The 23,445-nt window shown below is 55.9% G+C and carries 22 protein-coding genes and 3 tRNA genes; 24 read left to right on the top strand and 1 reads right to left on the bottom strand.

Translation table 11 applies throughout. The features are described from left to right. Window positions 1-227 precede the first annotated feature (227 nt). From sdhC to AC6I8V_RS05910, 22 genes are all read left to right on the top strand, one after another. Complete coding sequence (gene sdhC, locus AC6I8V_RS05805) at window positions 228-659, top strand: succinate dehydrogenase cytochrome b556 subunit (protein ID WP_497844946.1); 432 nt, start codon at window positions 228-230, stop codon at window positions 657-659. Continuing rightward, window positions 653-1,000, top strand: coding sequence for a succinate dehydrogenase membrane anchor subunit (gene sdhD / locus AC6I8V_RS05810; protein ID WP_497844947.1), 348 nt, complete (start codon window positions 653-655; stop codon window positions 998-1,000). Before sdhC ends, sdhD begins: the two co-directional genes overlap by 7 nt. Then, window positions 1,001-2,767, top strand: a complete 1,767-nt coding sequence (sdhA, locus tag AC6I8V_RS05815; protein ID WP_497844948.1) for a succinate dehydrogenase flavoprotein subunit — start codon at window positions 1,001-1,003, stop codon at window positions 2,765-2,767. It begins immediately after the preceding gene. 14 nt (window positions 2,768-2,781) lie between these two features. Further along, the gene (locus tag AC6I8V_RS05820; RefSeq protein WP_497844949.1) at window positions 2,782-3,498 is read left to right on the top strand and encodes a succinate dehydrogenase iron-sulfur subunit; all 717 of its coding nucleotides are present in this window, start codon (window positions 2,782-2,784) and stop codon (window positions 3,496-3,498) included. Window positions 3,499-3,702: 204 nt separating this feature from the next. Then, window positions 3,703-6,510 carry a 2-oxoglutarate dehydrogenase E1 component gene (sucA, locus tag AC6I8V_RS05825; RefSeq protein ID WP_497844950.1) on the top strand — a complete coding sequence of 936 codons (2,808 nt, stop codon included), beginning with the start codon at window positions 3,703-3,705 and terminating at the stop codon, window positions 6,508-6,510. Window positions 6,511-6,525: 15 nt separating this feature from the next. Continuing rightward, window positions 6,526-7,746: a 2-oxoglutarate dehydrogenase complex dihydrolipoyllysine-residue succinyltransferase gene (odhB, locus tag AC6I8V_RS05830; RefSeq protein WP_497844951.1), complete on the top strand. Its 1,221-nt coding sequence runs from the start codon at window positions 6,526-6,528 to the stop codon at window positions 7,744-7,746. Window positions 7,747-7,822: 76 nt separating this feature from the next. Then, a complete protein-coding gene (sucC, locus tag AC6I8V_RS05835; protein WP_497844952.1) occupies window positions 7,823-8,989 on the top strand; it encodes an ADP-forming succinate--CoA ligase subunit beta in 1,167 nt (388 codons plus the stop codon). After that, window positions 8,989-9,864 (top strand): succinate--CoA ligase subunit alpha, encoded by an 876-nt coding sequence (sucD, locus tag AC6I8V_RS05840; RefSeq protein ID WP_003853148.1) that lies wholly within the window; start codon window positions 8,989-8,991, stop codon window positions 9,862-9,864. The genes sucC and sucD overlap by 1 nt, the downstream gene beginning before the upstream one ends. Window positions 9,865-10,523: 659 nt before the next feature. Further along, window positions 10,524-12,095, top strand: a complete 1,572-nt coding sequence (cydA, locus tag AC6I8V_RS05845; RefSeq protein WP_497844953.1) for a cytochrome ubiquinol oxidase subunit I — start codon at window positions 10,524-10,526, stop codon at window positions 12,093-12,095. Window positions 12,096-12,106: 11 nt separating this feature from the next. Beyond that, complete coding sequence (gene cydB / locus AC6I8V_RS05850; protein ID WP_497844954.1) at window positions 12,107-13,246, top strand: cytochrome d ubiquinol oxidase subunit II; 1,140 nt, start codon at window positions 12,107-12,109, stop codon at window positions 13,244-13,246. Between the two features lie 15 nt (window positions 13,247-13,261). Continuing rightward, window positions 13,262-13,375 (top strand): cytochrome bd-I oxidase subunit CydX, encoded by a 114-nt coding sequence (gene cydX, locus AC6I8V_RS05855; protein ID WP_497844955.1) that lies wholly within the window; start codon window positions 13,262-13,264, stop codon window positions 13,373-13,375. Then, a complete protein-coding gene (ybgE, locus tag AC6I8V_RS05860; protein ID WP_497844956.1) occupies window positions 13,375-13,668 on the top strand; it encodes a cyd operon protein YbgE in 294 nt (97 codons plus the stop codon). The genes cydX and ybgE overlap by 1 nt, the downstream gene beginning before the upstream one ends. A gap of 183 nt (window positions 13,669-13,851) precedes the next feature. Further along, window positions 13,852-14,274 carry a tol-pal system-associated acyl-CoA thioesterase gene (gene ybgC, locus AC6I8V_RS05865; protein WP_244989061.1) on the top strand — a complete coding sequence of 141 codons (423 nt, stop codon included), beginning with the start codon at window positions 13,852-13,854 and terminating at the stop codon, window positions 14,272-14,274. Then, window positions 14,271-14,957, top strand: a complete 687-nt coding sequence (tolQ, locus tag AC6I8V_RS05870) for a Tol-Pal system protein TolQ (protein ID WP_480369466.1) — start codon at window positions 14,271-14,273, stop codon at window positions 14,955-14,957. The genes ybgC and tolQ overlap by 4 nt, the downstream gene beginning before the upstream one ends. A 13-nt stretch (window positions 14,958-14,970) precedes the next feature. Further along, window positions 14,971-15,399 (top strand): colicin uptake protein TolR, encoded by a 429-nt coding sequence (gene tolR / locus AC6I8V_RS05875; RefSeq protein ID WP_013508310.1) that lies wholly within the window; start codon window positions 14,971-14,973, stop codon window positions 15,397-15,399. Between the two features lie 25 nt (window positions 15,400-15,424). Then, window positions 15,425-16,738, top strand: a complete 1,314-nt coding sequence (gene tolA / locus AC6I8V_RS05880; protein WP_497844957.1) for a cell envelope integrity protein TolA — start codon at window positions 15,425-15,427, stop codon at window positions 16,736-16,738. Between the two features lie 116 nt (window positions 16,739-16,854). Further along, on the top strand, window positions 16,855-18,150 hold the full coding sequence (tolB, locus tag AC6I8V_RS05885) for a Tol-Pal system beta propeller repeat protein TolB (RefSeq protein WP_497844958.1): 1,296 nt from the start codon (window positions 16,855-16,857) through the stop codon (window positions 18,148-18,150). Between the two features lie 62 nt (window positions 18,151-18,212). After that, on the top strand, window positions 18,213-18,725 hold the full coding sequence (gene pal, locus AC6I8V_RS05890; RefSeq protein ID WP_497844959.1) for a peptidoglycan-associated lipoprotein Pal: 513 nt from the start codon (window positions 18,213-18,215) through the stop codon (window positions 18,723-18,725). A 9-nt stretch (window positions 18,726-18,734) separates the two neighbouring features. Beyond that, on the top strand, window positions 18,735-19,547 hold the full coding sequence (gene cpoB / locus AC6I8V_RS05895; RefSeq protein WP_497844960.1) for a cell division protein CpoB: 813 nt from the start codon (window positions 18,735-18,737) through the stop codon (window positions 19,545-19,547). A gap of 166 nt (window positions 19,548-19,713) precedes the next feature. After that, window positions 19,714-19,789 (top strand) — tRNA-Lys (locus AC6I8V_RS05900). A gap of 53 nt (window positions 19,790-19,842) precedes the next feature. Beyond that, a tRNA-Lys gene (locus tag AC6I8V_RS05905) sits at window positions 19,843-19,918 on the top strand. Between the two features lie 32 nt (window positions 19,919-19,950). Next, window positions 19,951-20,026 (top strand) — tRNA-Lys (locus AC6I8V_RS05910). A gap of 102 nt (window positions 20,027-20,128) precedes the next feature. Here the strand turns inward: AC6I8V_RS05910 and AC6I8V_RS05915 are convergent. Next, the gene (locus tag AC6I8V_RS05915) at window positions 20,129-21,586 is read right to left on the bottom strand and encodes an AlkA N-terminal domain-containing protein (RefSeq protein WP_497845775.1); all 1,458 of its coding nucleotides are present in this window, start codon (window positions 21,584-21,586) and stop codon (window positions 20,129-20,131) included. A 158-nt stretch (window positions 21,587-21,744) separates the two neighbouring features. Here AC6I8V_RS05915 and AC6I8V_RS05920 point away from each other — a divergent pair, with 158 nt between their 5' ends. Then, entirely contained in the window at window positions 21,745-22,230 is a 486-nt protein-coding gene (locus AC6I8V_RS05920) for a methylated-DNA--[protein]-cysteine S-methyltransferase (RefSeq protein ID WP_497844961.1), read from the top strand. A gap of 146 nt (window positions 22,231-22,376) precedes the next feature. Next, window positions 22,377-23,438, top strand: a complete 1,062-nt coding sequence (nadA, locus tag AC6I8V_RS05925) for a quinolinate synthase NadA (protein ID WP_497844962.1) — start codon at window positions 22,377-22,379, stop codon at window positions 23,436-23,438. The last annotated feature ends 7 nt before the right edge of the window (window positions 23,439-23,445 follow it).

Genomic DNA, 23,445 nt, shown 5'->3' on the forward strand with positions numbered 1-23,445 from the left:
TTAAAAATGTATGAAATGTGAAATTCGTGAGGAGGATCACTGTTCAGCTTAAATGTGACCAAAGAGATTGTAGGGGAATTGTAATCAGAATGTGATCCTCCTATACTGCCGCCAGGTCTCCGGAATACCCTGACACCAGGAGCCACCCAGCGTTTTCCCCGCGTCATTTAACACTGGATGTTGCTTCTTTGGTGACGGTTGCAGTCTGAACACTCACTGTGTCTCTGATGCGACTCAGGACCGGAGGAAGCAAAATAAAAAAGAGCTGTGTGGGCAAAACCGTGAAAAAACAAAGACCTGTTAACTTGGATCTCTCGACGATCCGGTTTCCCGTTACTGCAATATCGTCCATTCTCCACCGCGTCTCCGGCGTGATCACCTTTGTCGCTCTCGGAATTCTGCTCTGGTTACTGGGTCTCTCGCTCTCTTCTCCGGAAGGTTTCCTGCAAGCCGCATCCATCATGGATAGCTTCTTCGCCAAATTCATCATGTGGGGCATTTTGACTGCGCTGGCGTATCACGCCGTGGGCGGCATTCGCCATATGCTGATGGATTTCGGATTTTTGCCTGAAACCCTGGAAGTGGGCACCCGTTCCGCTCAGGCGGCTTTTGGTATCACTGTCGTGCTTTCAATTTTGGCTGGAGTCCTCGTATGGTAAGCAATGCTTCTGCATTAGGACGCAACGGTATTCATGACTGGCTGTTACTGCGTGCTGCTGCAATCTTAATTACGCTCTACATTATCTACATTCTCGGTTTTGTGGTGATGACAGGCACGCTGACGTATGACGTCTGGCGCGGCTTCTTCGCTTCCTCCTTCACGAAAGTGTTCACGTTGCTGACGCTGTTCTCCATTCTGGTCCATGGCTGGATTGGGATGTGGCAGGTCCTGACCGACTACGTGAAACCGCTGGCTATCCGTCTGGTGTTGCAGCTGGTGATTGTGGTCGCGCTGTTGTCCTATGCAATTTATGGAACCGTTGTGGTGTGGGGTGTGTAAATGAGTTTGCCAGTCAGAGAGTTTGATGCCGTGGTGATCGGCGCGGGTGGTGCAGGTATGCGTGCCGCTCTGCAAATCTCCCAAGCAGGCCAGACCTGCGCGCTATTATCTAAAGTCTTCCCAACCCGTTCCCATACTGTGTCTGCGCAGGGCGGTATTACCGTTGCGCTGGGTAACACCCATGAAGATAACTGGGAATGGCACATGTACGACACCGTCAAAGGGTCCGACTACATCGGCGACCAGGACGCGATCGAATATATGTGTAAAACCGGCCCGGAAGCGATTCTGGAGCTGGAACATATGGGCCTGCCATTCTCCCGTCTTGATGACGGCCGCGTGTATCAGCGTCCGTTTGGTGGTCAGTCGAAAAACTTCGGTGGTGAGCAGGCGGCGCGTACCGCGGCGGCTGCGGACCGTACTGGCCACGCCCTGCTGCATACCCTGTATCAGCAGAACCTGAAAAACAAAACCACCATCTTCTCCGAATGGTATGCGCTGGACCTGGTGAAAAACGCGGACGGCGCCATCGTGGGCTGCACCGCCATCTGTATCGAAACCGGCGAAACCGTCTACTTCAAAGCCAAGGCGACCATTCTGGCGACTGGCGGCGCAGGCCGTATTTATCAGTCCACCACTAACGCCCATATCAACACCGGTGACGGCGTGGGTATGGCGCTGCGCGCGGGCGTGCCGGTGCAGGACATGGAAATGTGGCAGTTCCACCCAACCGGTATCGCCGGTGCGGGCGTGCTGGTTACGGAAGGCTGCCGTGGTGAAGGTGGTTACCTGCTGAATAAGCATGGCGAACGCTTTATGGAACGTTACGCGCCGAACGCCAAAGATCTGGCGGGCCGTGACGTGGTGGCGCGTTCGATGATGATCGAAATCCGTGAAGGACGCGGTTGCGATGGCCCATGGGGTCCGCATATCAAGCTGAAACTCGACCATCTGGGCAAAGAGGTGCTGGAGTCCCGTCTGCCGGGCATCCTCGAACTGTCACGCACCTTTGCGCACGCTGACCCGATTAAAGAACCGATTCCGGTTATCCCAACCTGTCACTACATGATGGGCGGTATCCCGACCAAAGTCACCGGCCAGGCGCTGCGCGTCAATGAGCAGGGTGAAGACGTGGTGATCCCTGGCCTGTTCGCGGTGGGCGAAATCGCCTGCGTATCTGTGCACGGCGCCAACCGTCTGGGCGGTAACTCACTGCTCGACTTGGTGGTGTTTGGTCGTGCTGCCGGTCTGCATCTGCTGGAGTGTATCCAGGAGCAGGGTGAACTGCGCGATGCCACTCAGGACGAAATCGACGAAGCGATGGCGCGCTTCAACCGCTGGGAAAACAACACCACCGGCGAAGACCCGGTTGAGATCCGCAAGGCGCTGCAACGCTGTATGCAGAACAACTTCTCGGTATTCCGTGAAGGCGACGCCATGGCGCAGGGTCTGGAAGAACTGAAGGTGATCCGTGAGCGCCTGAAATCAGCGCGTCTCGACGACCGTTCCCCGGACTTCAACACGCAACGTATCGAGTGTCTGGAACTGGATAACCTGATGGAAACCGCGTACGCCACGGCCGTCGCGGCCAACTACCGTACCGAAAGCCGTGGTGCCCATAGCCGCTTCGACTATCCGGATCGCGATGATGAAAACTGGCTGTGCCACAGCCTTTATGTTCCGCAAACGGAAAGCATGACGCGCCGTGAGGTGAACATGCAGCCGAAATTGCGCGCGGCCTTCCCGCCGAAAGTGCGTACCTATTAATTGCGGAGATCATCATGAGACTCGAATTTTCAATCTATCGTTATAACCCGGAAGTCGATGACGCGCCGCGTATGCAGGAGTACAGCCTGGAAGCGGAAGATGGTCGCGACATGATGCTGCTGGACGCGCTGATCAAGCTGAAAGAGAAAGATCCGACGCTGGCGTTCCGTCGCTCCTGCCGTGAAGGCGTGTGCGGGTCAGATGGCCTGAACATGAACGGCAAAAACGGTCTGGCGTGCATCACCCCGGTTTCGGCGCTGGGCAACGGCAAAAAGAAAATTGTTATCCGTCCGCTGCCGGGTCTGCCTGTGATCCGCGACCTTGTTGTGGATATGGGGCAATTCTACGCACAATATGAGAAGATTAAGCCTTACCTGTTGAATAACGGGGAAAACCCGCCAGCGCGCGAGCATCTGCAAAGCCCTGGCGAGCGTGAGCATCTGGATGGATTATACGAATGTATTCTCTGCGCCTGCTGCTCAACCTCGTGTCCGTCGTTCTGGTGGAATCCGGACAAATTCATCGGTCCGGCGGGTCTGCTGGCCGCTTACCGTTTCCTGATTGACAGCCGCGATACCGAAACCGACGCGCGTCTGGACAATCTGAACGATGCTTTCAGTGTATTCCGCTGTCACAGCATCATGAACTGTGTGAGCGTGTGCCCGAAAGGACTAAACCCGACGCGCGCCATCGGCCATATTAAGTCGATGCTGCTGCAACGCGGGGCGTAAGAAGTACCACTGTCCGGGAACCTCAGGTTCCCGGCAGTTTACGGAAGCCTCTATAAGCGCGGTTAACACCACGCTTATAAAGGTTCCCTTACGAGTCGGGCGCCGATAGCGCAAGGGCTCGTATCGCTGAACTCACTACGGCAAGCCGTGAAAGCGGCAACAATGAAACCTCAAAAAAAGCATACTAATGCTTAAGGGATCACAATGCAGAACAGCGCGATGAAGCCCTGGCTGGACTCCTCCTGGCTGGCCGGCGCGAACCAATCCTACATAGAGCAACTCTATGAGGATTTCCTGACCGATCCTGACTCTGTTGATGCAGTGTGGCGCGACATGTTCCAGCAACTGCCCGGCACAGGCGTGAAACCTGAGCAGTTTCACTCCACAACGCGTGATTACTTCCGCCGCCTGGCTAAAGATGCAACGCGTTACACCTCCACAGTCACCGATCCGGCCGCTAATTCCAAACAGGTTAAGGTGCTGCAGCTGATTAACGCCTTCCGCTTTCGCGGACACCAGCACGCTAACCTCGACCCGCTTGGCCTGTGGAAGCAGGACACCGTACCCGATCTCGACCCGGCCTATCACGATCTGACCGACGCCGATTTTCAGGAAAGCTTTAACGTAGGCTCGTTTGCTATCGGCAAAGAGACGATGAAGCTGGCCGATCTTTACGACGCACTGAAGCAGACCTACTGCGGCTCCATCGGTGCCGAGTATATGCACATCACCAACACTGACGAAAAACGCTGGATTCAGCAGCGCATCGAATCGGTTGTCGGTCATGCCAGCTTCAGCACTGACGAGAAAAAAGGTTTCCTGAAAGAGCTGACCGCGGCAGAAGGCCTGGAAAAATACCTTGGCGCAAAATTCCCTGGCGCGAAGCGTTTCTCGCTGGAAGGCGGCGATGCGCTGGTACCGATGCTGCGCGAAATGATTCGCCATGCCGGTAAGAGCGGCACGCGTGAAGTGGTGCTGGGTATGGCGCACCGCGGTCGTCTCAACGTACTGATCAACGTGCTGGGTAAAAAGCCGCAGGATCTGTTCGACGAATTCTCCGGTAAGCACAAAGAACATCTCGGCACCGGTGACGTGAAGTACCATATGGGCTTCTCGTCAGACGTGGAAACCGAAGGCGGCCTGGTCCACCTGGCGCTGGCATTTAACCCGTCGCACCTTGAAATTGTTAGCCCGGTAGTGATGGGGTCGGTGCGCGCGCGTCTGGATCGTCTGGCTGAGCCGAGCAGCAATAAAGTGCTGCCGATCACCATCCACGGCGACGCCGCTGTCACCGGGCAGGGCGTGGTGCAGGAAACCCTGAACATGTCGCAGGCGCGTGGTTATGAAGTGGGCGGTACCGTTCGCATCGTGATCAACAACCAGGTCGGCTTCACCACCTCGAATCCGCTGGACGCACGTTCTACGCCATACTGTACCGACATCGGCAAAATGGTTCAGGCGCCGATCTTCCACGTAAACGCGGACGATCCGGAAGCTGTGGCCTTTGTAACCCGTCTGGCGCTCGACTATCGCAACACCTTCAAGCGCGACGTGTTTATCGACCTGGTGTGCTACCGCCGTCACGGCCATAACGAAGCCGACGAGCCGAGCGCAACCCAGCCGCTGATGTACCAGAAAATCAAAAAGCACCCGACGCCGCGTAAAATCTACGCCGACCGTCTGGAAGCGGATGGCATTGCCAAGCTGGAAGATGCCACTGAGATGGTTAATCTCTACCGCGATGCGCTGGATGCCGGTGAATGCGTGGTGCCGGAATGGCGTCCGATGAGCCTGCACTCCTTTACCTGGTCGCCGTATCTCAACCACGACTGGGATGAAAGCTACCCGGCTACCGTCGAGATGAAACGTTTGCAGGAACTGGCGCGCCGCATCAGCCAGGTGCCGGAAGCGGTTGAAGTCCAGGGACGTGTTGCCAAGATTTACAACGATCGTAAAGAGATGGCCGAAGGCAATAAAGCCTTTGACTGGGGCGGCGCCGAAAACCTCGCCTACGCCACGCTGGTGGATGAAGGCATCCCGGTCCGTCTGTCTGGTGAAGACTCCGGCCGCGGCACCTTCTTCCATCGCCATGCGGTGGTTCACAACCAGGCGAACGGTTCAACCTATACGCCGCTGCATCACATCCATCACGGCCAGGGCCAGTTCAAAGTCTGGGACTCCGTGCTGTCAGAAGAAGCGGTACTGGCCTTTGAATACGGTTATGCCACCGCAGAACCCCGCGTGCTGACTATCTGGGAAGCGCAGTTCGGTGACTTCGCCAACGGCGCGCAGGTGGTGATTGACCAGTTCATCAGTTCCGGCGAGCAGAAGTGGGGCCGTATGTGTGGCCTGGTGATGCTGCTGCCGCACGGTTACGAAGGACAAGGCCCGGAGCACTCCTCCGCCCGTCTGGAACGCTATCTGCAACTCTGCGCCGAGCAGAATATGCAGGTGTGTGTGCCGTCCACGCCGGCTCAGGTTTACCATATGCTGCGTCGTCAGGCGCTGCGCGGTATGCGCCGTCCGCTGATCGTGATGTCACCGAAGTCACTGCTGCGTCACCCGCTGGCAATCTCCACGCTGGATGAGCTGGCGAATGGCAGCTTCCAGCCCGCTATCGGCGAGATCGACGCGCTTGATGCGAAACAGGTGAAACGCGTGGTGATGTGTTCTGGTAAGGTTTATTACGATCTGCTGGAACAACGTCGTAAGAGCGAGAAGAACGACGTCGCCATTATTCGTGTTGAGCAGTTGTATCCGTTCCCGCATAAAGCAGTACAGGAAGCATTAAAAAGCTATGCCCATGTGCAGGATTTCGTCTGGTGTCAGGAAGAACCGCTGAATCAGGGCGCATGGTATTGCAGTCAGCATCATTTCCGCGAAGTGATTCCGTTTGGTGCGTCACTGCGCTATGCAGGCCGTCCGGCTTCTGCTTCACCGGCCGTGGGCTACATGTCCGTACATCAAAAACAGCAGCAAGACCTGGTTAATGACGCGCTGAACCTTGGTTAATAAAAAGGAAAGATAATGAGTAGTGTAGATATTCTCGTTCCCGATTTGCCTGAATCCGTAGCGGACGCAACGGTAGCAACCTGGCATAAAAAACCCGGCGACGCGGTCAGTCGCGATGAAGTGATTGTCGAGATCGAAACCGACAAAGTGGTACTGGAAGTGCCTGCTGCCGCAGACGGCGTGCTGGATGCCGTGCTGGAAGATGAAGGCGCTACCGTTACCTCTCGCCAGATCCTGGGCCGACTGAAAGAAGGCAACAGCAGCGGGAAAGAGACCTCCGCGAAAGTGGAGAGCAAGGAATCAACGCCTGCTCAGCGTCAGACCGCTTCTCTGGAAGAGGAAAACAATGACGCGCTCAGCCCGGCGATCCGTCGCCTGATTGCTGAGCATGACCTCGATGCCAGCCAGATCAAAGGCAGCGGCGTTGGCGGTCGACTCACCCGTGAAGATGTGGAAAAACATCTGGCGAAGAAATCAGAAGCTAAAGCCGCGCCGCAGCCAGCCGCTGCCGCTGCACCGCAGGCCGCTGTGGCCAATCGCAGCGAGAAGCGTGTGCCGATGACCCGTCTGCGCAAACGCGTTGCCGAGCGTCTGCTGGAAGCGAAAAACAGCACCGCCATGCTGACCACCTTCAACGAAGTGAACATGAAGCCGATCATGGATCTGCGTAAGCAGTACGGCGATGCCTTCGAGAAGCGTCACGGTGTGCGTCTGGGCTTTATGTCCTTCTACATCAAAGCCGTGGTTGAAGCGCTGAAACGCTTCCCGGAAGTGAACGCGTCCATCGACGGTGAAGACGTGGTGTATCACAACTACTTTGACGTCAGCATCGCGGTATCTACCCCGCGTGGCCTGGTGACGCCGGTGCTGAAAGATGTTGATGCGCTGAGCATGGCTGACATCGAGAAGAAAATTAAAGAGCTGGCGGTGAAAGGCCGTGACGGCAAGCTGACCGTGGAAGAACTGACCGGCGGCAACTTCACCATCACCAATGGTGGTGTGTTTGGTTCGCTGATGTCCACGCCAATCATCAACCCGCCGCAGAGCGCAATTCTGGGTATGCACGCTATCAAAGATCGTCCGATGGCGGTGAATGGCCAGGTTGTGGTCCTGCCGATGATGTATCTGGCGCTCTCTTATGACCACCGTCTGATTGATGGCCGCGAATCCGTGGGCTACCTGGTGGCAGTGAAAGAGATGCTGGAAGATCCGGCGCGTCTGCTGCTGGATGTCTGATTTTTACCGGGCGCGTCAGGTTTAAGGGCGCGCCCAACACTCATTAGTCTTTTCAGACCTGAATGGATAGAACATCATGAACTTACACGAATACCAGGCGAAACAGCTGTTTGCACGGTATGGTATGCCGGCACCGACTGGCTACGCCTGCACTACGCCGCGTGAAGCAGAAGAAGCCGCCTCAAAAATTGGCGCTGGCCCGTGGGTAGTGAAATGTCAGGTTCATGCCGGTGGCCGCGGTAAAGCGGGCGGTGTGAAAGTCGTTCACAGCAAAGAAGAGATCCGTGCCTTTGCTGAAAACTGGCTGGGTAAACGCCTGGTGACCTATCAAACAGATGCTGAAGGTCAACCGGTAAACCAGATCCTGGTTGAAGCGGCAACTGACATCGATCAGGAACTCTATCTGGGTGCGGTTGTTGACCGTGCCACCCGTCGTGTGGTCTTCATGGCCTCTACCGAAGGCGGTGTTGAGATCGAGAAAGTGGCGGAAGAGACCCCGCACCTGATCCACAAAATGGCGCTGGATCCGTTAACCGGTCCACAGCCGTATCAGGGCCGTGAGCTGGCGTTCAAACTGGGCCTGACCGGTAAGCAAGTCAGCCAGTTCACCAAAATCTTTATGGGTCTGGCGAACCTGTTCCTGGAGCGCGATCTGGCGCTGGTTGAGATCAACCCGCTGGTGATCACCAAGCAGGGCGATCTGATCTGTCTCGATGGCAAACTGGGTGCCGACGGCAACGCCCTGTTCCGTCAGCCGGAACTGCGTGAAATGCGTGACCCGAGCCAGGAAGATCCGCGCGAAGCGCATGCTACGCAGTGGGAACTGAACTACGTCGCACTGGAAGGCAACATTGGCTGTATGGTCAACGGTGCTGGTCTGGCGATGGGTACGATGGACATCGTGAAACACCACGGTGGTCAGCCTGCAAACTTCCTTGATGTCGGCGGCGGCGCAACTAAAGAGCGCGTAACCGAAGCGTTCAAAATCATCCTGTCTGACGATGCGGTTAAAGCCGTATTCGTTAACATCTTCGGCGGCATCGTGCGCTGCGATCTGATCGCAGACGGCATCATCGGTGCAGTGGCAGAAGTGGGTGTGAACGTGCCGGTTGTGGTACGTCTTGAAGGCAACAACGCCGAGCTGGGCGCTAAGAAACTGGCGGACAGCGGTCTGAACATCATTGCAGCAACCAGCCTGACAGACGCGGCACAGCGTGTTGTTGCTGCTGCGGAGGGTAAATAATGTCCATTCTGATCGACAAAAACACCAAAGTCATTTGCCAGGGTTTCACCGGCGGCCAGGGGACTTTCCATTCTGAGCAGGCGCTGGCCTATGGTACGCAGCTGGTTGGCGGCGTGACCCCAGGTAAAGGCGGCACCACCCATCTCGGTCTGCCGGTGTTCAACACCGTGCGTGAAGCAGTAGAAGCGACTGGCGCGACGGCTACCGTGATCTACGTTCCGGCACCGTTCTGCAAAGACGGCATCCTGGAAGCGATCGAAGCGGGCATCAAACTGATCATCACCATCACTGAAGGCATCCCGACGCTGGATATGCTGACTGTGAAAGTGAAGCTGGATGAAGCCGGCGTGCGCATGATCGGCCCGAACTGCCCAGGCGTAATCACCCCAGGCGAATGTAAAATCGGTATCATGCCGGGCCACATTCACCAGCCGGGCCGCGTAGGTATCGTGTCGCGTTCCGGCACCCTGACTTATGAAGCCGTTAAGCAGACCACCGATATCGGTTACGGTCAGTCTACCTGTGTGGGTATCGGTGGCGACCCGATCCCTGGCTCTAACTTTATCGACATCCTGAAAATGTTCCAGGATGACCCGCAGACTGAAGTGATCGTGATGATCGGTGAGATCGGCGGTAGCGCAGAAGAAGAAGCCGCCGCGTTCATCAAAGAACACGTAACCAAGCCGGTTGTTGGCTACATCGCGGGCGTGACTGCGCCGAAAGGCAAACGTATGGGCCATGCTGGCGCCATTATTGCCGGTGGCAAAGGTACTGCGGATGAGAAATTCGCTGCGCTGGAAGCGGCTGGTGTGAAAACCGTACGCAGCCTGGCTGATATCGGCGACGCCGTGAAAGCGGTACTGCCTGCTAAATAAGCCTTCACCTCGTGAATGCACTAAGCCACCTTCGGGTGGCTTTTTTTATGTCTAATGTCGCGTAAAAAGTGGGGAAAAATCCTGCGCGGTCAAAATAGACGGCTATGCTTATTTTGTCAGAAAGGTAAAGAAGGGCAAATGCGATGGCGTTCTCTTTGAAAATTAAGAAGGTCTTGCCTGCCGCTGCGTTAAAAAATTACGGCAAAGGTAATTATTTTCTTAATTACGACATCGTCCTATGACATCTAATTAACAACAACCACCACAATACATATCTGGAAATTTCATGCGTTAATCCAGATCAATAAATACGAAGTTATAACAAACTTTACCACTGGCAAAGCGCAACCCAACCGGTTTAAATTGCGCTACATCAATTCAATCTTTTTCGCGTGTTTTCAGGAGTTTGTGCCAGGCGCTGTTATATCAATTCTTCCGCCTCCTCTCTCACTCCTGTCTGAAATCGGTTGTTTCGATGCGTTTTCAGGGAATTTTCGTCACTGTTACTCGCTCACTTCGGGCAGCAGATTTCTCTGTTCTGTCGGTAACAAAACTGGAATCAATAATCAGTCGTTCCTGACTCTTATTCTGCACGCCAATGCCTGTCGTTCGCCGTTGTCGCCCGCAGAGAGAGTTCATGCGAGGAGCAAGGAGTCATCATGTTAGATATTGTCGAGCTGTCGCGTTTACAGTTTGCCCTGACGGCGATGTACCATTTCCTGTTCGTCCCATTAACGCTGGGTATGGCGTTTTTGCTGGCGATCATGGAAACCGTGTACGTCCTGACGGGTAAACAAATCTATAAAGATATGACCAAATTCTGGGGCAAGTTGTTTGGTATCAACTTTGCGCTGGGTGTGGCTACCGGTCTGACGATGGAATTTCAGTTCGGGACTAACTGGTCTTATTACTCACACTACGTCGGCGATATCTTCGGTGCGCCGCTGGCCATCGAAGGCCTGATGGCGTTCTTCCTCGAATCCACCTTTGTTGGCCTGTTCTTCTTCGGCTGGGACCGTCTCGGTAAAGTGCAGCACCTGACGGTGACCTGGCTGGTGGCGCTCGGCTCAAACATGTCCGCGCTGTGGATCCTGGTGGCGAACGGCTGGATGCAAAACCCGATTGCTTCCGAGTTCAACTTCGAAACCATGCGTATGGAGATGGTGAGCTTCTCCGAGCTGGTGCTGAACCCGGTGGCGCAGGTGAAATTCGTGCACACCGTGGCTGCCGGTTACACCACCGGTGCCATGTTTATCCTGGGCATCAGCGCCTGGTACATGCTGAAAGGGCGTGACATCGCCTTTGCCAAACGCTCCTTCGCCATTGCAGCCAGTTTCGGTATGGCCGCGGTGCTGTCGGTGATCGTGCTGGGTGATGAATCCGGTTACGAAATGGGTGACGTGCAGAAAACGAAACTGGCTGCCATTGAAGCCGAGTGGGAAACGCAACCGGCGCCCGCGTCCTTCACGCTCTTCGGTATCCCGGATCAGGATTCGCAACAAAATAAATACGCCATCCAGATCCCGTATCTGCTCGGGTTGATTGCGACCCGATCGGTCGATACGCCGGTGACCGGTTTGAAAGAGCTGCTGGCTCAGCATGAAGTACGTATCCGCAACGGTATGAAAGCTTACGCGCTGCTGAACGAACTGCGTGGCGGCAGCAAAGATCCAGCGGTACGCACCGCGTTTGAACAGACCAAACAGGATCTTGGCTATGGCCTGCTGCTGAAACGTTATACGCCGGATGTGGCAAACGCCACTGAAGCACAGATTCAGAAAGCAACGCAGGATTCGATCCCGCGTGTGGCTCCGCTCTATTTCGCCTTCCGTATCATGGTGCTGTGTGGCGTCCTGTTGCTGGCGATCATTGCGCTGTCGTTCCTGAGTGTGCTCCGCAATCGCATCGGCAAGTGGCCGTGGCTGCTTAAAGCGGCGCTGTACGGCATTCCGCTGCCGTGGATCGCTATCGAATCAGGCTGGTTCGTCGCCGAGTATGGCCGTCAGCCGTGGGCGGTAGGTGAGGTGTTGCCGACGGCGGTCGCCAACTCGTCGCTGACCACCGGAGATGTGCTGTTCTCAATGATTCTGATTTGCGGTCTCTACACCCTGTTCCTGGTGGCGGAGATGTATCTGATGTTCAAATTTGCCCGCCTTGGTCCAAGCAGCCTGAAAACCGGCCGCTATCACCATGAGCAGATCACTGCATCGACTCAACCGGTACGTGGATAAGGAGAGCTACCATGTTTGATTATGAAGTGCTGCGCTTTATCTGGTGGCTGCTGATTGGCATTCTGCTGGTCGGGTTTGCCGTCACCGAAGGCTTCGACATGGGGGTAGGGATGCTGGTCCGCATTATGGGCCGCTCCGATACCGAACGTCGCATCATGATTAACACCATCGCCCCGCACTGGGACGGCAACCAGGTGTGGCTGATCACTGCCGGTGGCGCGCTGTTTGCCGCCTGGCCAATGGTGTATGCCGCCGCGTTTTCCGGCTTCTATGTGGCGATGATTCTGGTGCTGTCGTCCCTGTTCTTCCGTCCGGTCGGTTTTGATTACCGCTCCAAGATTGAAGATGTGCGCTGGCGCGGTATGTGGGACTGGGGCATCTTCCTCGGCAGCTTCGTTCCGCCGCTGGTGATTGGCGTTGCGTTCGGCAACCTGTTGCAGGGCGTACCTTTCCATGCTGACGAATATCTGCGCCTGTTCTATACCGGCAACTTCTTCCAGCTGCTGAATCCGTTTGGTCTGCTGGCGGGTGTGATCAGCGTGGCAATGTTCCTGGCGCAGGGGGCGACCTATCTGCAAATGCGTACCACCGGCGACCTGCATGTCCGTTCCCGTTCGGTTGCGCAGATTGCCGCGTTAGTGATGATGGTGTGCTTCATTCTGGCTGGCGTGTGGGTGAAATACGGTATTGATGGTTATGTGGTGAAAAGCGTTATCGATCACCATGCCGCGTCTAACCCGCTTGGTAAAGATGTGGTCCGTGAAGCGGGCGCCTGGCTGGTTAATTTTGAGCAGACGCCAATCCTGTGGATCTTCCCGTTACTGGGTGTGGCAATGCCGCTGCTGACCGTTCTGTGTTCACGCGCGGAGAAGGGTGCCTGGGCATTTATCTTCTCTTCGCTGACCTTAGCGGGTGTGATCATGACGGTCGGTATTGCGATGTTCCCGTTCATCATGCCGTCAAGCACCGTGCCGGGTACCAGCCTGACCATGTGGGATGCGACATCAAGTGCGCTGACGCTGAAAATCATGACCTTTGCCGCCATCGTGTTTGTCCCACTCATTCTGCTGTACACCACCTGGTGCTACTACAAAATGTATGGCCGCATCACCAAAGAACACATTGAGAGCAATACGCACTCACTGTACTGATTAAGGAGAAAGACCATGTGGTATTTTGCCTGGATTCTTGGCACCCTGCTGGCCTGTTCGTTCGGTGTGATTGCGGCACTGGCGCTGGAGCGTGCTGAAGATAGCGCTGCACAGGATAAGAAAGCCTGATGCGCCAACTGTTTCAGACACTGTATCGTCTGATGGATAAGGGCCCGTTACGGGCCCTTTCACTGCTGCTGGCGCTATGGCTCGCGGGTTGTGTGTTCTGGGATCCGAAGCGCTTCGCAGCGCACACCAGCGCGCTGGAAGTCTGGCATGGGTTGGTCCTGATTTGGGCGGTGTGTACCGGGGTGATTCACGGCACCGGTTTTCGCCCGCAACGCTTGCGCTGGCAGGCGTTGTTTACCCCGTTACCGGCAATGATTGTCTTGCTGGCGGGGATTATCTGGTTTTATCATTAACACCAGGACGAATCCTGCCCATTTTTGCTGCGATTTCAGGCGCTGATGTGAGCTTTTGTCAGCGTCTGGTCAAGAAATCTGCCGAAATTCCTTCCGGTTGTTACCGTGTGATAATTATTTTCTCCTGACTCTGGCGGACCATTCCAAAGCCGATCCCACTTGCGTATAGTAGCAACGTTTAAAATGATACCGGGATGTAGAGTGAGTACAACGCTGTTTCGCTGGCCGGTTCGGGTCTATTACGAAGACACCGACGCCGGTGGTGTGGTTTACCACGCCAGCTATATCGCTTTTTATGAACGAGCACGTACCGAAATGTTGCGCCAGCACCATTTTAATCAACAGACCCTGCTGGAACAGCAGATCTGTTTTGTGGTGCGGCGTATGACGGTGGACTATCTTGCGGCAGCACGTCTTGACGATCTTCTGGAAATCCAGAGCGAAGTGAGTTCAATGACGCGAGCCACCATGACGTTCTCGCAGCGTATCGTGAATGCAGAAGGCAAAGTGCTCAATGAAGCAGAAGTCCTGATTGCCTGCATCAACCCACATCTAATGAAGCCGATTGCGCTTCCCAAGTCTATTGTCGCGGAGTTCAAGCAGTGACTGACATGAATATTCTTGATTTGTTCCTGAAGGCGAGCCTTCTGGTCAAACTTATCATGTTGATTTTGATCGGCTTTTCCATTGCCTCCTGGGCAATCATCATTCAGCGCACCCGCATTCTTAATGCTGCCGGGCGTGAAGCCGAAGCGTTCGAAGATAAATTCTGGTCAGGTATTGAACTGTCTCGTCTTTATCAGGAGAGCCAGGGACGTCGTGATGAATTGAGCGGCTCTGAGCAGATTTTCTATTCTGGCTTTAAAGAGTTCGCGCGTCTGCATCGTGCCAACAGCCACGCCCCGGAAGCGGTGGTGGAAGGGGCGAGCCGTGCGATGCGTATCTCAATGAATCGTGAGCTGGAAGCGCTGGAAAACCATATTCCGTTCCTCGGCACCGTCGGTTCCATCAGTCCTTATATCGGTCTGTTTGGTACGGTGTGGGGGATTATGCACGCCTTTATCGCCCTCGGCGCTGTAAAGCAGGCCACGTTGCAGATGGTTGCACCGGGTATTGCCGAAGCGTTGATCGCCACGGCGATTGGTCTGTTTGCCGCAATTCCGGCAGTAATGGCGTACAACCGTCTGAACCAGCGCGTGAATAAGCTGGAGCAGGGCTACGACAACTTTATGGAAGAGTTTACGGCTATCCTGCATCGTCAGGCTTTCTCCACCGACAACACGAAGTAAGCCGAGGTAAACGATGGCCAGAACCCGTGGTCGCGGGCGCCGCGATCTCAAGTCGGAAATCAACATTGTTCCGCTGCTGGACGTGCTGCTGGTGCTGCTGCTCATCTTTATGGCAACGGCGCCGATCATTACCCAAAGCGTGGAAGTGGATCTGCCGGATGCAACCGACTCGAAAACGGTCTCCAGCGACGATAATCCGCCGGTGATTGTTGAAGTGTCTGGCGTAGGTCAATACAGCCTGGTGGTGGATCACGATCGTATGAATCAGCTCCCGCCTGAGCAGGTAGTGAGCGAAGCGCAGCGCCGACTGGAAGCCAATCCGAAGACGGTCTTTCTGATCGGTGGCGCGAAAGATGTGCCTTACGACGAAATCATCAAGGCGCTTAACCTGCTGCATCAGGCTGGCGTGAAATCTGTCGGTTTGATGACGCAGCCGATTTAAAGCGAACCGTTTTTGGGAACCGAGAGTGTCGAAGGCAACCGAGCAAAACGAGAAGTTAAAACGCGCGATAATCATTTCGGTGATTCTGCACATCGTGTTGATCGCCTTGCTGATTTGGAGCTCGTTTAACGAAAAGATCGAATCGAGCGGCGGCGGTGGCGGTAGTGATATCGACGCCGTGATGGTCGACCCCGGTGCCGTGGTCGACCAATACAATCGCCAGCAGAATCAGCAGAGTGATAGTCAGCGTGCCGAGCAGCAGCGTCAGAAACAGTCGCAGCAGCAGGCCGAAGAGTTGCAGCAGAAGCAGGCCGCCGAACAACAGCGTCTGAAAGAGCTGGAGAAGGAGCGTCTGCAGGCGCAGCAGGAAGCGAAAGAGCAGGCGCAGCAGCAGGCTGAGCAGCAGAAAGCTGCCGAAGCCGCCGCGAAGCAGGCGCAGGAACAGCAGAAAGCAGCGGAAGCCGCGGCAGCGCAGGCGAAAGCCGATGCCAAAGCCGAGGCGGATGCGCAGGCCAAAGCGGCCGCTGATGCGAAGCAGAAAGCTGCGGAACAGGCCAAACAGGCAGCGGCGGAAGCGAAGAAGCAGGCGGAAGAGCAGGCTAAGCAGGCTGCCGCAGAAGCGAAGAAAGAGGCGGATCAGCAGGCGAAAGCGGCCGCAGCCGCAGCGGCGAAAGAGAAAGCCGCTCAGGAAGCGAAAGCCGCAGCGCAGGCCAAAGCCAAGGCTGATGCGGAAGCGAAAGCGCAGGCCGCGGCCGATGCGAAGGCGAAAGCCGCGCAGGAAGCCAAAGAAGCCAAAGAGGAAGCGGCGGCAGCAGCGAAAGAAAAAGCCGCAACCGAAGCCAAAGAGAAAGCAGAAGCGGCCGCCAAAGCGAAAGCGGATGCTGCGGCGAAAGCAAAAGCCGCCGCTGACGCGAAGAAGAAAGCCGCGGCAGCCGCAGCGAAGAATGAAAGCGACGTTGACGATCTGTTAGGCGGACTCTCGTCTGGTAAGAATGCGCCGAAAAGTGGCAACGCCTCAGGTGGCGGTGCCGCAGCAGGGCAGGGCAACCAGAAGAAAGCCGGTGCTTCAGGAGCTGAAATTAACTCCTATATGGGCCAGATTGTCGGCGCGATTCAGAGCCGCTTCTATGATGCTGATTCCTACAAAGGCAAAGAGTGTAACCTGCGCATCAAGCTGGCACCGGATGGTCTGCTGATTGATGTGAAATCTGAAGGCGGTGACCCGGCGTTGTGTCAGGCGGCAATCGCGGCAGCAAAACAGGCCCATATTCCTAAGCCGCCTTCACAGGCGGTGTATGAAGTGTTTAAAAACGCCCCGATGCGTTTCAAACCGGAATGATGCAGTATCGTACGGCAGGTTGAACTAAGGTTAGCTTGCCGTACTCTATGAGTACTCGTGTTTTTTCAGGAACAGTGCGAATTATCATGAACTCAGGTTCAGATAAGGGAGAGAAGATGAAGCAGGCACTTCGTGTAACCTTAGGTTTTTTTGTACTGCTGTGGGCGGCGATGCTGCACGCGGAAGTGCGCATTGAAATTACGCAGGGCGTGAATACTGCGCGCCCTATTGGTGTTGTTCCCTTCCAGTGGGCCGGTCCGGGCGCTGCACCAGAAGATATTGGTGGCATCGTCGCAGCCGACCTGCGCAACAGCGGTAAATTCAATCCGCTGGATCGTTCTCGTCTGCCGCAGCAGCCGGCCAGTGCGCAGCAGGTTCAGCCTGCCGCCTGGAGCGCGCTGGGTATTGATGCTGTCGTTGTGGGCCAGGTGACGCCGAACCCCGATGGCAGCTACCAGATCGCTTATCAGCTGGTGGATACCGGTGGCGCACCAGGTACAGTACTGGCGCAGAACTCTTACAAAGTGACCAAGCAGTGGCTGCGTTATGCAGGACACACGGCCAGTGACGAAGTGTTTGAGAAGCTGACCGGTATCAAAGGCGCATTCCGTACCCGTATCGCTTATGTGGTGCAGACCAATGGCGGTCAGTTCCCGTATGAGCTGCGCGTGTCGGACTACGATGGCTACAACCAGTTTGTGGTTCACCGTTCGCCGGAGCCGCTGATGTCGCCGACCTGGTCGCCAGACGGCAGCAAAGTGGCCTACGTAACCTTCGAGAGCGGCAAATCGGCGCTGGTGATCCAGACGCTGGCTAACGGTGCCATCCGTCAGGTCGCTTCTTACCCGCGTCACAACGGTGCACCGGCATTCTCGCCGGATGGTTCTAAACTGGCGTTCGCGCTGTCTAAAACCGGTAGCCTGAATCTGTACGTGATGGATCTGGCTTCTGGTCAGGTACGTCAGGTGACTGATGGCCGCTACAACAGCACCGAACCGACCTGGTTCCCGGATAGCCAGACGCTGGCTTATACCTCGGATCAGGCGGGAGCGCCGCAGATTTACAAGATTGGTATTAACGGCGGTGCGCCGCAACGTATTACCTGGGAAGGTTCTCAGAACCAGGATGCGGATGTGTCTACCGACGGTAAAACAATGGTGATGATCAGCAGCGCCGGTGGCGCTCAGCACGTCGCCAAACAGGATCTGGAAACGGGAGCCGTTCAAACGTTAACGGACACGTTCCTGGATGAGACGCCAAGTCTGGCTCCTAACGGCACGATGGTAATCTATAGCTCTACTCAGGGGATGGGTTCCGTGTTGCAGTTGGTTTCAACCGATGGGCGTTTCAAAGCGCGTCTTCCGGCAACTGATGGACAGGTGAAATCCCCTGCCTGGTCGCCGTATCTGTGATGCATCAATCCCCCGCTGAAGTGGGGGAATATGTATGGCAAACAATATAATAGGATAAAGAAATGCAACTGAACAAAGTGCTGAAGGGTTTGATGCTGGCTCTGCCGATCATGGCTGTGGCTGCATGTAGCTCACACAAAAATAACAACAACGACCAGACCGGTATGGGTGCTGATGGCGCTAACGGTGCTGGCCAGAACGGCAACATGTCTTCTGACGAGCAGGCGCGTCTGCAGATGCAGCAGCTGCAGCAGAACAACATTGTTTACTTCGGTCTGGACAAGTATGACGTGCAGTCTGACTATGCTCAGATGCTGGATCAGCACGCTGCTTTCCTGCGTAGCAACCCGTCTTACAAAGTGACCATCGAAGGTCATGCGGATGAGCGCGGTACGCCGGAATACAACATCGCCCTGGGCGAGCGTCGTGCTAACGCAGTTAAAATGTACCTGCAGGGTAAAGGCGTGTCAGCTGATCAGATGTCTATCGTTTCTTACGGTAAAGAGAAGCCGGCAGTTCTGGGTCATGACGAAGCGGCTTACGCCAAAAACCGTCGTGCCGTTCTGGTTTACTAAGATAATCACATGATGAGTAACTTCAGACTTCATATCTTGAGTCTGTCGTTACTGGTTGGTGTAGCGGCCCCCTGGGCCGCTAATGCCCAGGCGTCAATCAGTAGCGTTGGCTCAGGCTCGGTCGAAGACCGTGTCACCACTCTTGAACGTATCTCCAATGCCCAGGCTCAGCTTCTGCAACAATTGCAGCAGCAGATGAGCGACAACCAAAGCGATATCGATTCGCTGCGTGGGCAAATCCAGCAGAACACCTATCAGCTTAACCAGGTGGTTGAGCGCCAGAAGCAGATCTACCAGCAGATTGACAGTTTGAGCAGCGGTAATAACGGCGCTCAGGCCAGTGGTGGTGGTGATGCGGCAGCAGCGGCCGGTGCAGGCGCAGGTGCAGGTGCAGCCGCCGCTGATGCGGGCAGCAGTGGTAGCGCGAATGCAGCACCGACGCAAAGCGGTGATGCCAATAGCGACTACAACGCGGCAGTTGCGCTGATTCTGGAGAAGAAGCAGTACGATCAGGCCATTACTGCGTTGCAGGCATGGGTGAAGCGTTATCCGGATTCTACCTATCAGCCGAATGCCAATTACTGGCTGGGACAGTTGTTTTACAACAAGGGCAAAAAGGACGATGCGGCCTATTATTTTGCCACTGTGGTAAAAAACTACGGCAAATCGCCTAAAGCGCCCGAAGCGTTGTTTAAGGTTGGTGTGATCATGCAGGAGAAGAACGACACGGCGAAAGCCAAGGCGGTCTACCAGCAAGTGATCAAACAATTCCCAAACAGCGAATCTGCCAAACTGGCTCAGAAACGTCTCGCCGGGTTGTAATTGATGCAGTAAAGACCGGATTTCGTGTGATTTCTGGTCTTGCCGCATGAAAGGTAAGCAATTGAGGCAGTTGGTGGAAAATAAGGGTTGCGCTACCCCGCTAAATCAGTAATATATGCCGCCGTTGCCGGGACATATCTTAATAAGTGTCGGCAGCACTGAAGATGGGTCGTTAGCTCAGTTGGTAGAGCAGTTGACTTTTAATCAATTGGTCGCAGGTTCGAATCCTGCACGACCCACCATCTCAACCTCCAGTCGGTTCAGTGTTTTCTTCAGTTCGCTTTACAACCACGATGGGTCGTTAGCTCAGTTGGTAGAGCAGTTGACTTTTAATCAATTGGTCGCAGGTTCGAATCCTGCACGACCCACCATCTGGTAGTTCTGGTTGTAAGCCTCATCGAGCGGGTCGTTAGCTCAGTTGGTAGAGCAGTTGACTTTTAATCAATTGGTCGCAGGTTCGAATCCTGCACGACCCACCAGTGTAGAAAGGCGCCCTAAAGGCGCCTTTTTGCTTTTCTGGTGCGAATGCATTCGCACCCTGCGAAATAACGTAGGGGCGGCATTAATGCCGACCGGGCCAATTAGCGCACTGCGCTCAGACTCTTCCAGATATGCAGCACCGCATAGCTGCGCCACGGCCGCCACACCTGCGACAGCTGCTCCGCCTCCTTCGCACTCACACCGCCAAGATTATTACGAATCGCGATATCCTCTTTAGGAAACGCATCCGGCCAGCGCAGGGCGCGCATCGCGATATAACTGGCGGTCCACGGCCCGATACCTTTCAGCGCCAGCAGCTGCTGCTGTACAACATCCGGATTTACCGCACCGTTAAAACGTAACGCGCCAGAGGCACAGGCCTGCGCGAGGGCGAGGATTGCCTGCGCGCGTGCGCTGACAATCCCCAGGCTGGCGATATCATCCTGAGTGGCGACAGCCAGCGTCTCCGGACTGGGAGAGAGGCGCGACAGCGCAGGCCAGGGAGTAACGATCGCAGCGCCGAAACGTTGCGCCACGCGACTGCTCAGCGTGGTGGCGGCTTTTACCGTCACCTGCTGGCCGAGAATCGCCCGCACACCTAATTCGAAACCGTCGAACGCCCCAGGGACGCGCAAACCCGGATAGTGCGTCAGACTGGGCGCCAGCAGCGGGTCCTGGGACAGCTGATCGGCAATGCGCTGTGGCTGCGCATCTAAATCGAACAAATCGCGCAGACGGCGCAGCAGGGCGGGCAGCACCGGGGTCAGGCTGGTGGTGAATCGCACCTTCAATGCCTGCTTCTCAGGATAATGGCTGACGCGTATCCAGCCATGATGGCCTCCCAGCGCCACGGTACGGTGATAAGCGCCCTCGGCCACCCATTCCACCTCCTGCATCACACGTTGCTGGAGAAACCCAAGGATAGCGTCCCAATCGTAAGGGGGGCGGTAGCTCAGCCGCAGCTCGGCGCTGTCGTCCAGCTGAGCGTCCGGCGAGGGGGTGCTTTGCTTGCGCAGACGGGTAGGGGTCATACGATAGCGCGCCTGAAACACATCATTAAAACGCCGCAGGCTGCGAAAGCCGCTGGCATAGGCAATCTCGGTCACTGGCAGCGAGGTCTCCGTCAGCAGCTGTTTCGCCAGCAGCATACGTCGCGTCTGGCGCAGCTCCAGCGGCGATACGCCGAGTTCCTGCTGCACCACGCGGCGCAGCTGCCGCTCGCTCAGGCCAAATTCGGTGGCGATCTCCGCCAGCGTCTCCTGCTCCTCCAGCAAGCCTTCCTCAATGCGGCGAATCAGGCGATCGGCGATGCGGTGATGGCTATCGACCGGCGCGAAGCCTGGGGCCAGTTCGGGGCGGCAACGCAGGCAGGGGCGAAAGTGGGCCTTCTCCGCCGCTTCGGCGCTGGAGAAAAACAGGCAATTCTTCTGCATGGGCGCTTTAACCGGGCAGATGGGGCGACAATAGATGCCGGTGGAGGTCACGCCGACATAAAATAAGCCGTCGAAACGGCTATCGCGCGACGTCAGCGCCTGGTAAGCAATGTCGGGATCAAACATCATCATCTCCATCAAATAAACCGCATCCTCGCGCAGCCGGGGTAAGAAAACTCGCTGCTTTCGGACAGATAACCAGTTTATCCGCATGACCGAAAACAGCCAGTTTATGCTGGCAAAAGTGCGATAATGGCCGCCAGATATCACGCCGGAGGCGCACCATGTATCATGCAAAAATTGTTTCGACCCCGGTCGGGGACCTTACGTTAATCGCCAGCAATCAAGGGCTGTCGGCGATTCTGTGGGAAAATGAGGGTTCGCAACGCGTCCCGCTTAGCCCGATCAGCCGCGATGATCAGCATCCCATCCTGTGCGAAACCGAACGTCAGCTGCGGGAATATTTCGCCGGCCAGCGTCAGCATTTCGAGCTGCCGTATGACACGGTGGGCACCGAGTTCCAGAAAAAAGTGTGGCAGGCGTTAATCACCATCCCGTTTGGCGAGACCCGTAGCTATCGTCAGATTGCAGAGCAAATCGGCAATCCGAAAGCGGTCCGCGCGGTGGGTGCCGCCAACGGCAAAAATCCGTTGTCGATTGTTGCCCCCTGTCATCGGGTGATTGGCAGCAACGGTAAACTTACCGGGTTTGCGGGTGGCCTTGGGGTTAAGGCATTCCTGCTGGAACTGGAAGCCACGCCAAAACGCTGAGCGGCTCACAGCCGGATAAAAAAAGCACGACACTCTCGCGCATTTCCGCTATCGTGTTTAGCATATAAAACACGATGGCGGATTTAACGTCGTCTTATTACCGTAAAAGGTAATTTTGTTAAATTGAGAAAACCGAGAGCCGTGTCATGAGCCTGATGTTTGATCCTGAAAGCGCAATCTATCCTTTTCCTCCCAAACCGGCGCGTCTCAGCGAGGATGAAAAAGCCTTTTATAAGTCTGAAATCAAACGGTTACTAAAAGCGCGTGATGCGGTGATGGTGGCGCACTACTACACCGATCCTGAAATCCAGGCGCTGGCGGAAGAGACCGGCGGCTGCGTGGCTGACTCGCTGGAAATGGCGCGTTTCGGCAGTACCCATCCCGCCTCGACGCTGCTGGTGGCGGGGGTGCGTTTTATGGGCGAAACCGCCAAAATCCTCAGCCCGGAAAAAACCGTACTGATGCCGACGTTACAGGCGGAGTGCTCGCTCGATCTCGGTTGTCCGATTGAAGAATTCAACCGTTTCTGTGATGCGCACCCGGATCGCACCGTGGTGGTGTATGCCAACACCTCGGCCGCGGTGAAAGCGCGCGCTGACTGGGTTGTCACCTCCAGCATCGCGGTGGAGCTGATTGAACACCTCGACAGCCTCGGCGAGAAGATCATCTGGGCGCCGGATCGCCATCTTGGTCGCTACGTCACGCAGAAAAGCGGGGCGGATGTGCTGTGCTGGCAGGGCGCCTGCATCGTGCATGATGAATTCAAAACCCAGGCGCTGCAACGCATGAAAGCGCTCTATCCCGAAGCGGCGGTGCTGGTGCATCCCGAATCGCCGCAGGCGATTGTCGATCTGGCCGATGCGGTGGGTTCCACCAGCCAGCTGATCCAGGCGGCGAAAAGCCTGCCGCATCCGCAGATGATTGTCGCCACCGACCGTGGCATCTTCTACAAAATGCAGCAGGCGGTGCCGGAAAAAGAGCTGCTGGAAGCGCCGACCGCCGGGGAAGGGGCAACCTGCCGCAGCTGCGCGCACTGTCCGTGGATGGCGATGAACGGCCTGAAGGCCATTGCAGAGGGGTTGGCGCAGGGCGGCAGCGAGCATGAGATCCATGTCGATGCCGGATTGCGTGAGGCGGCATTGCTGCCGCTCAACCGCATGCTATCCTTTGCAGCGGAACTTAAACTCAAGGTGAAAGGGAACGCCTGATGCGCAC

Source organism: Pantoea sp. X-Soil-TKNS-1207, from assembly GCF_059730485.1.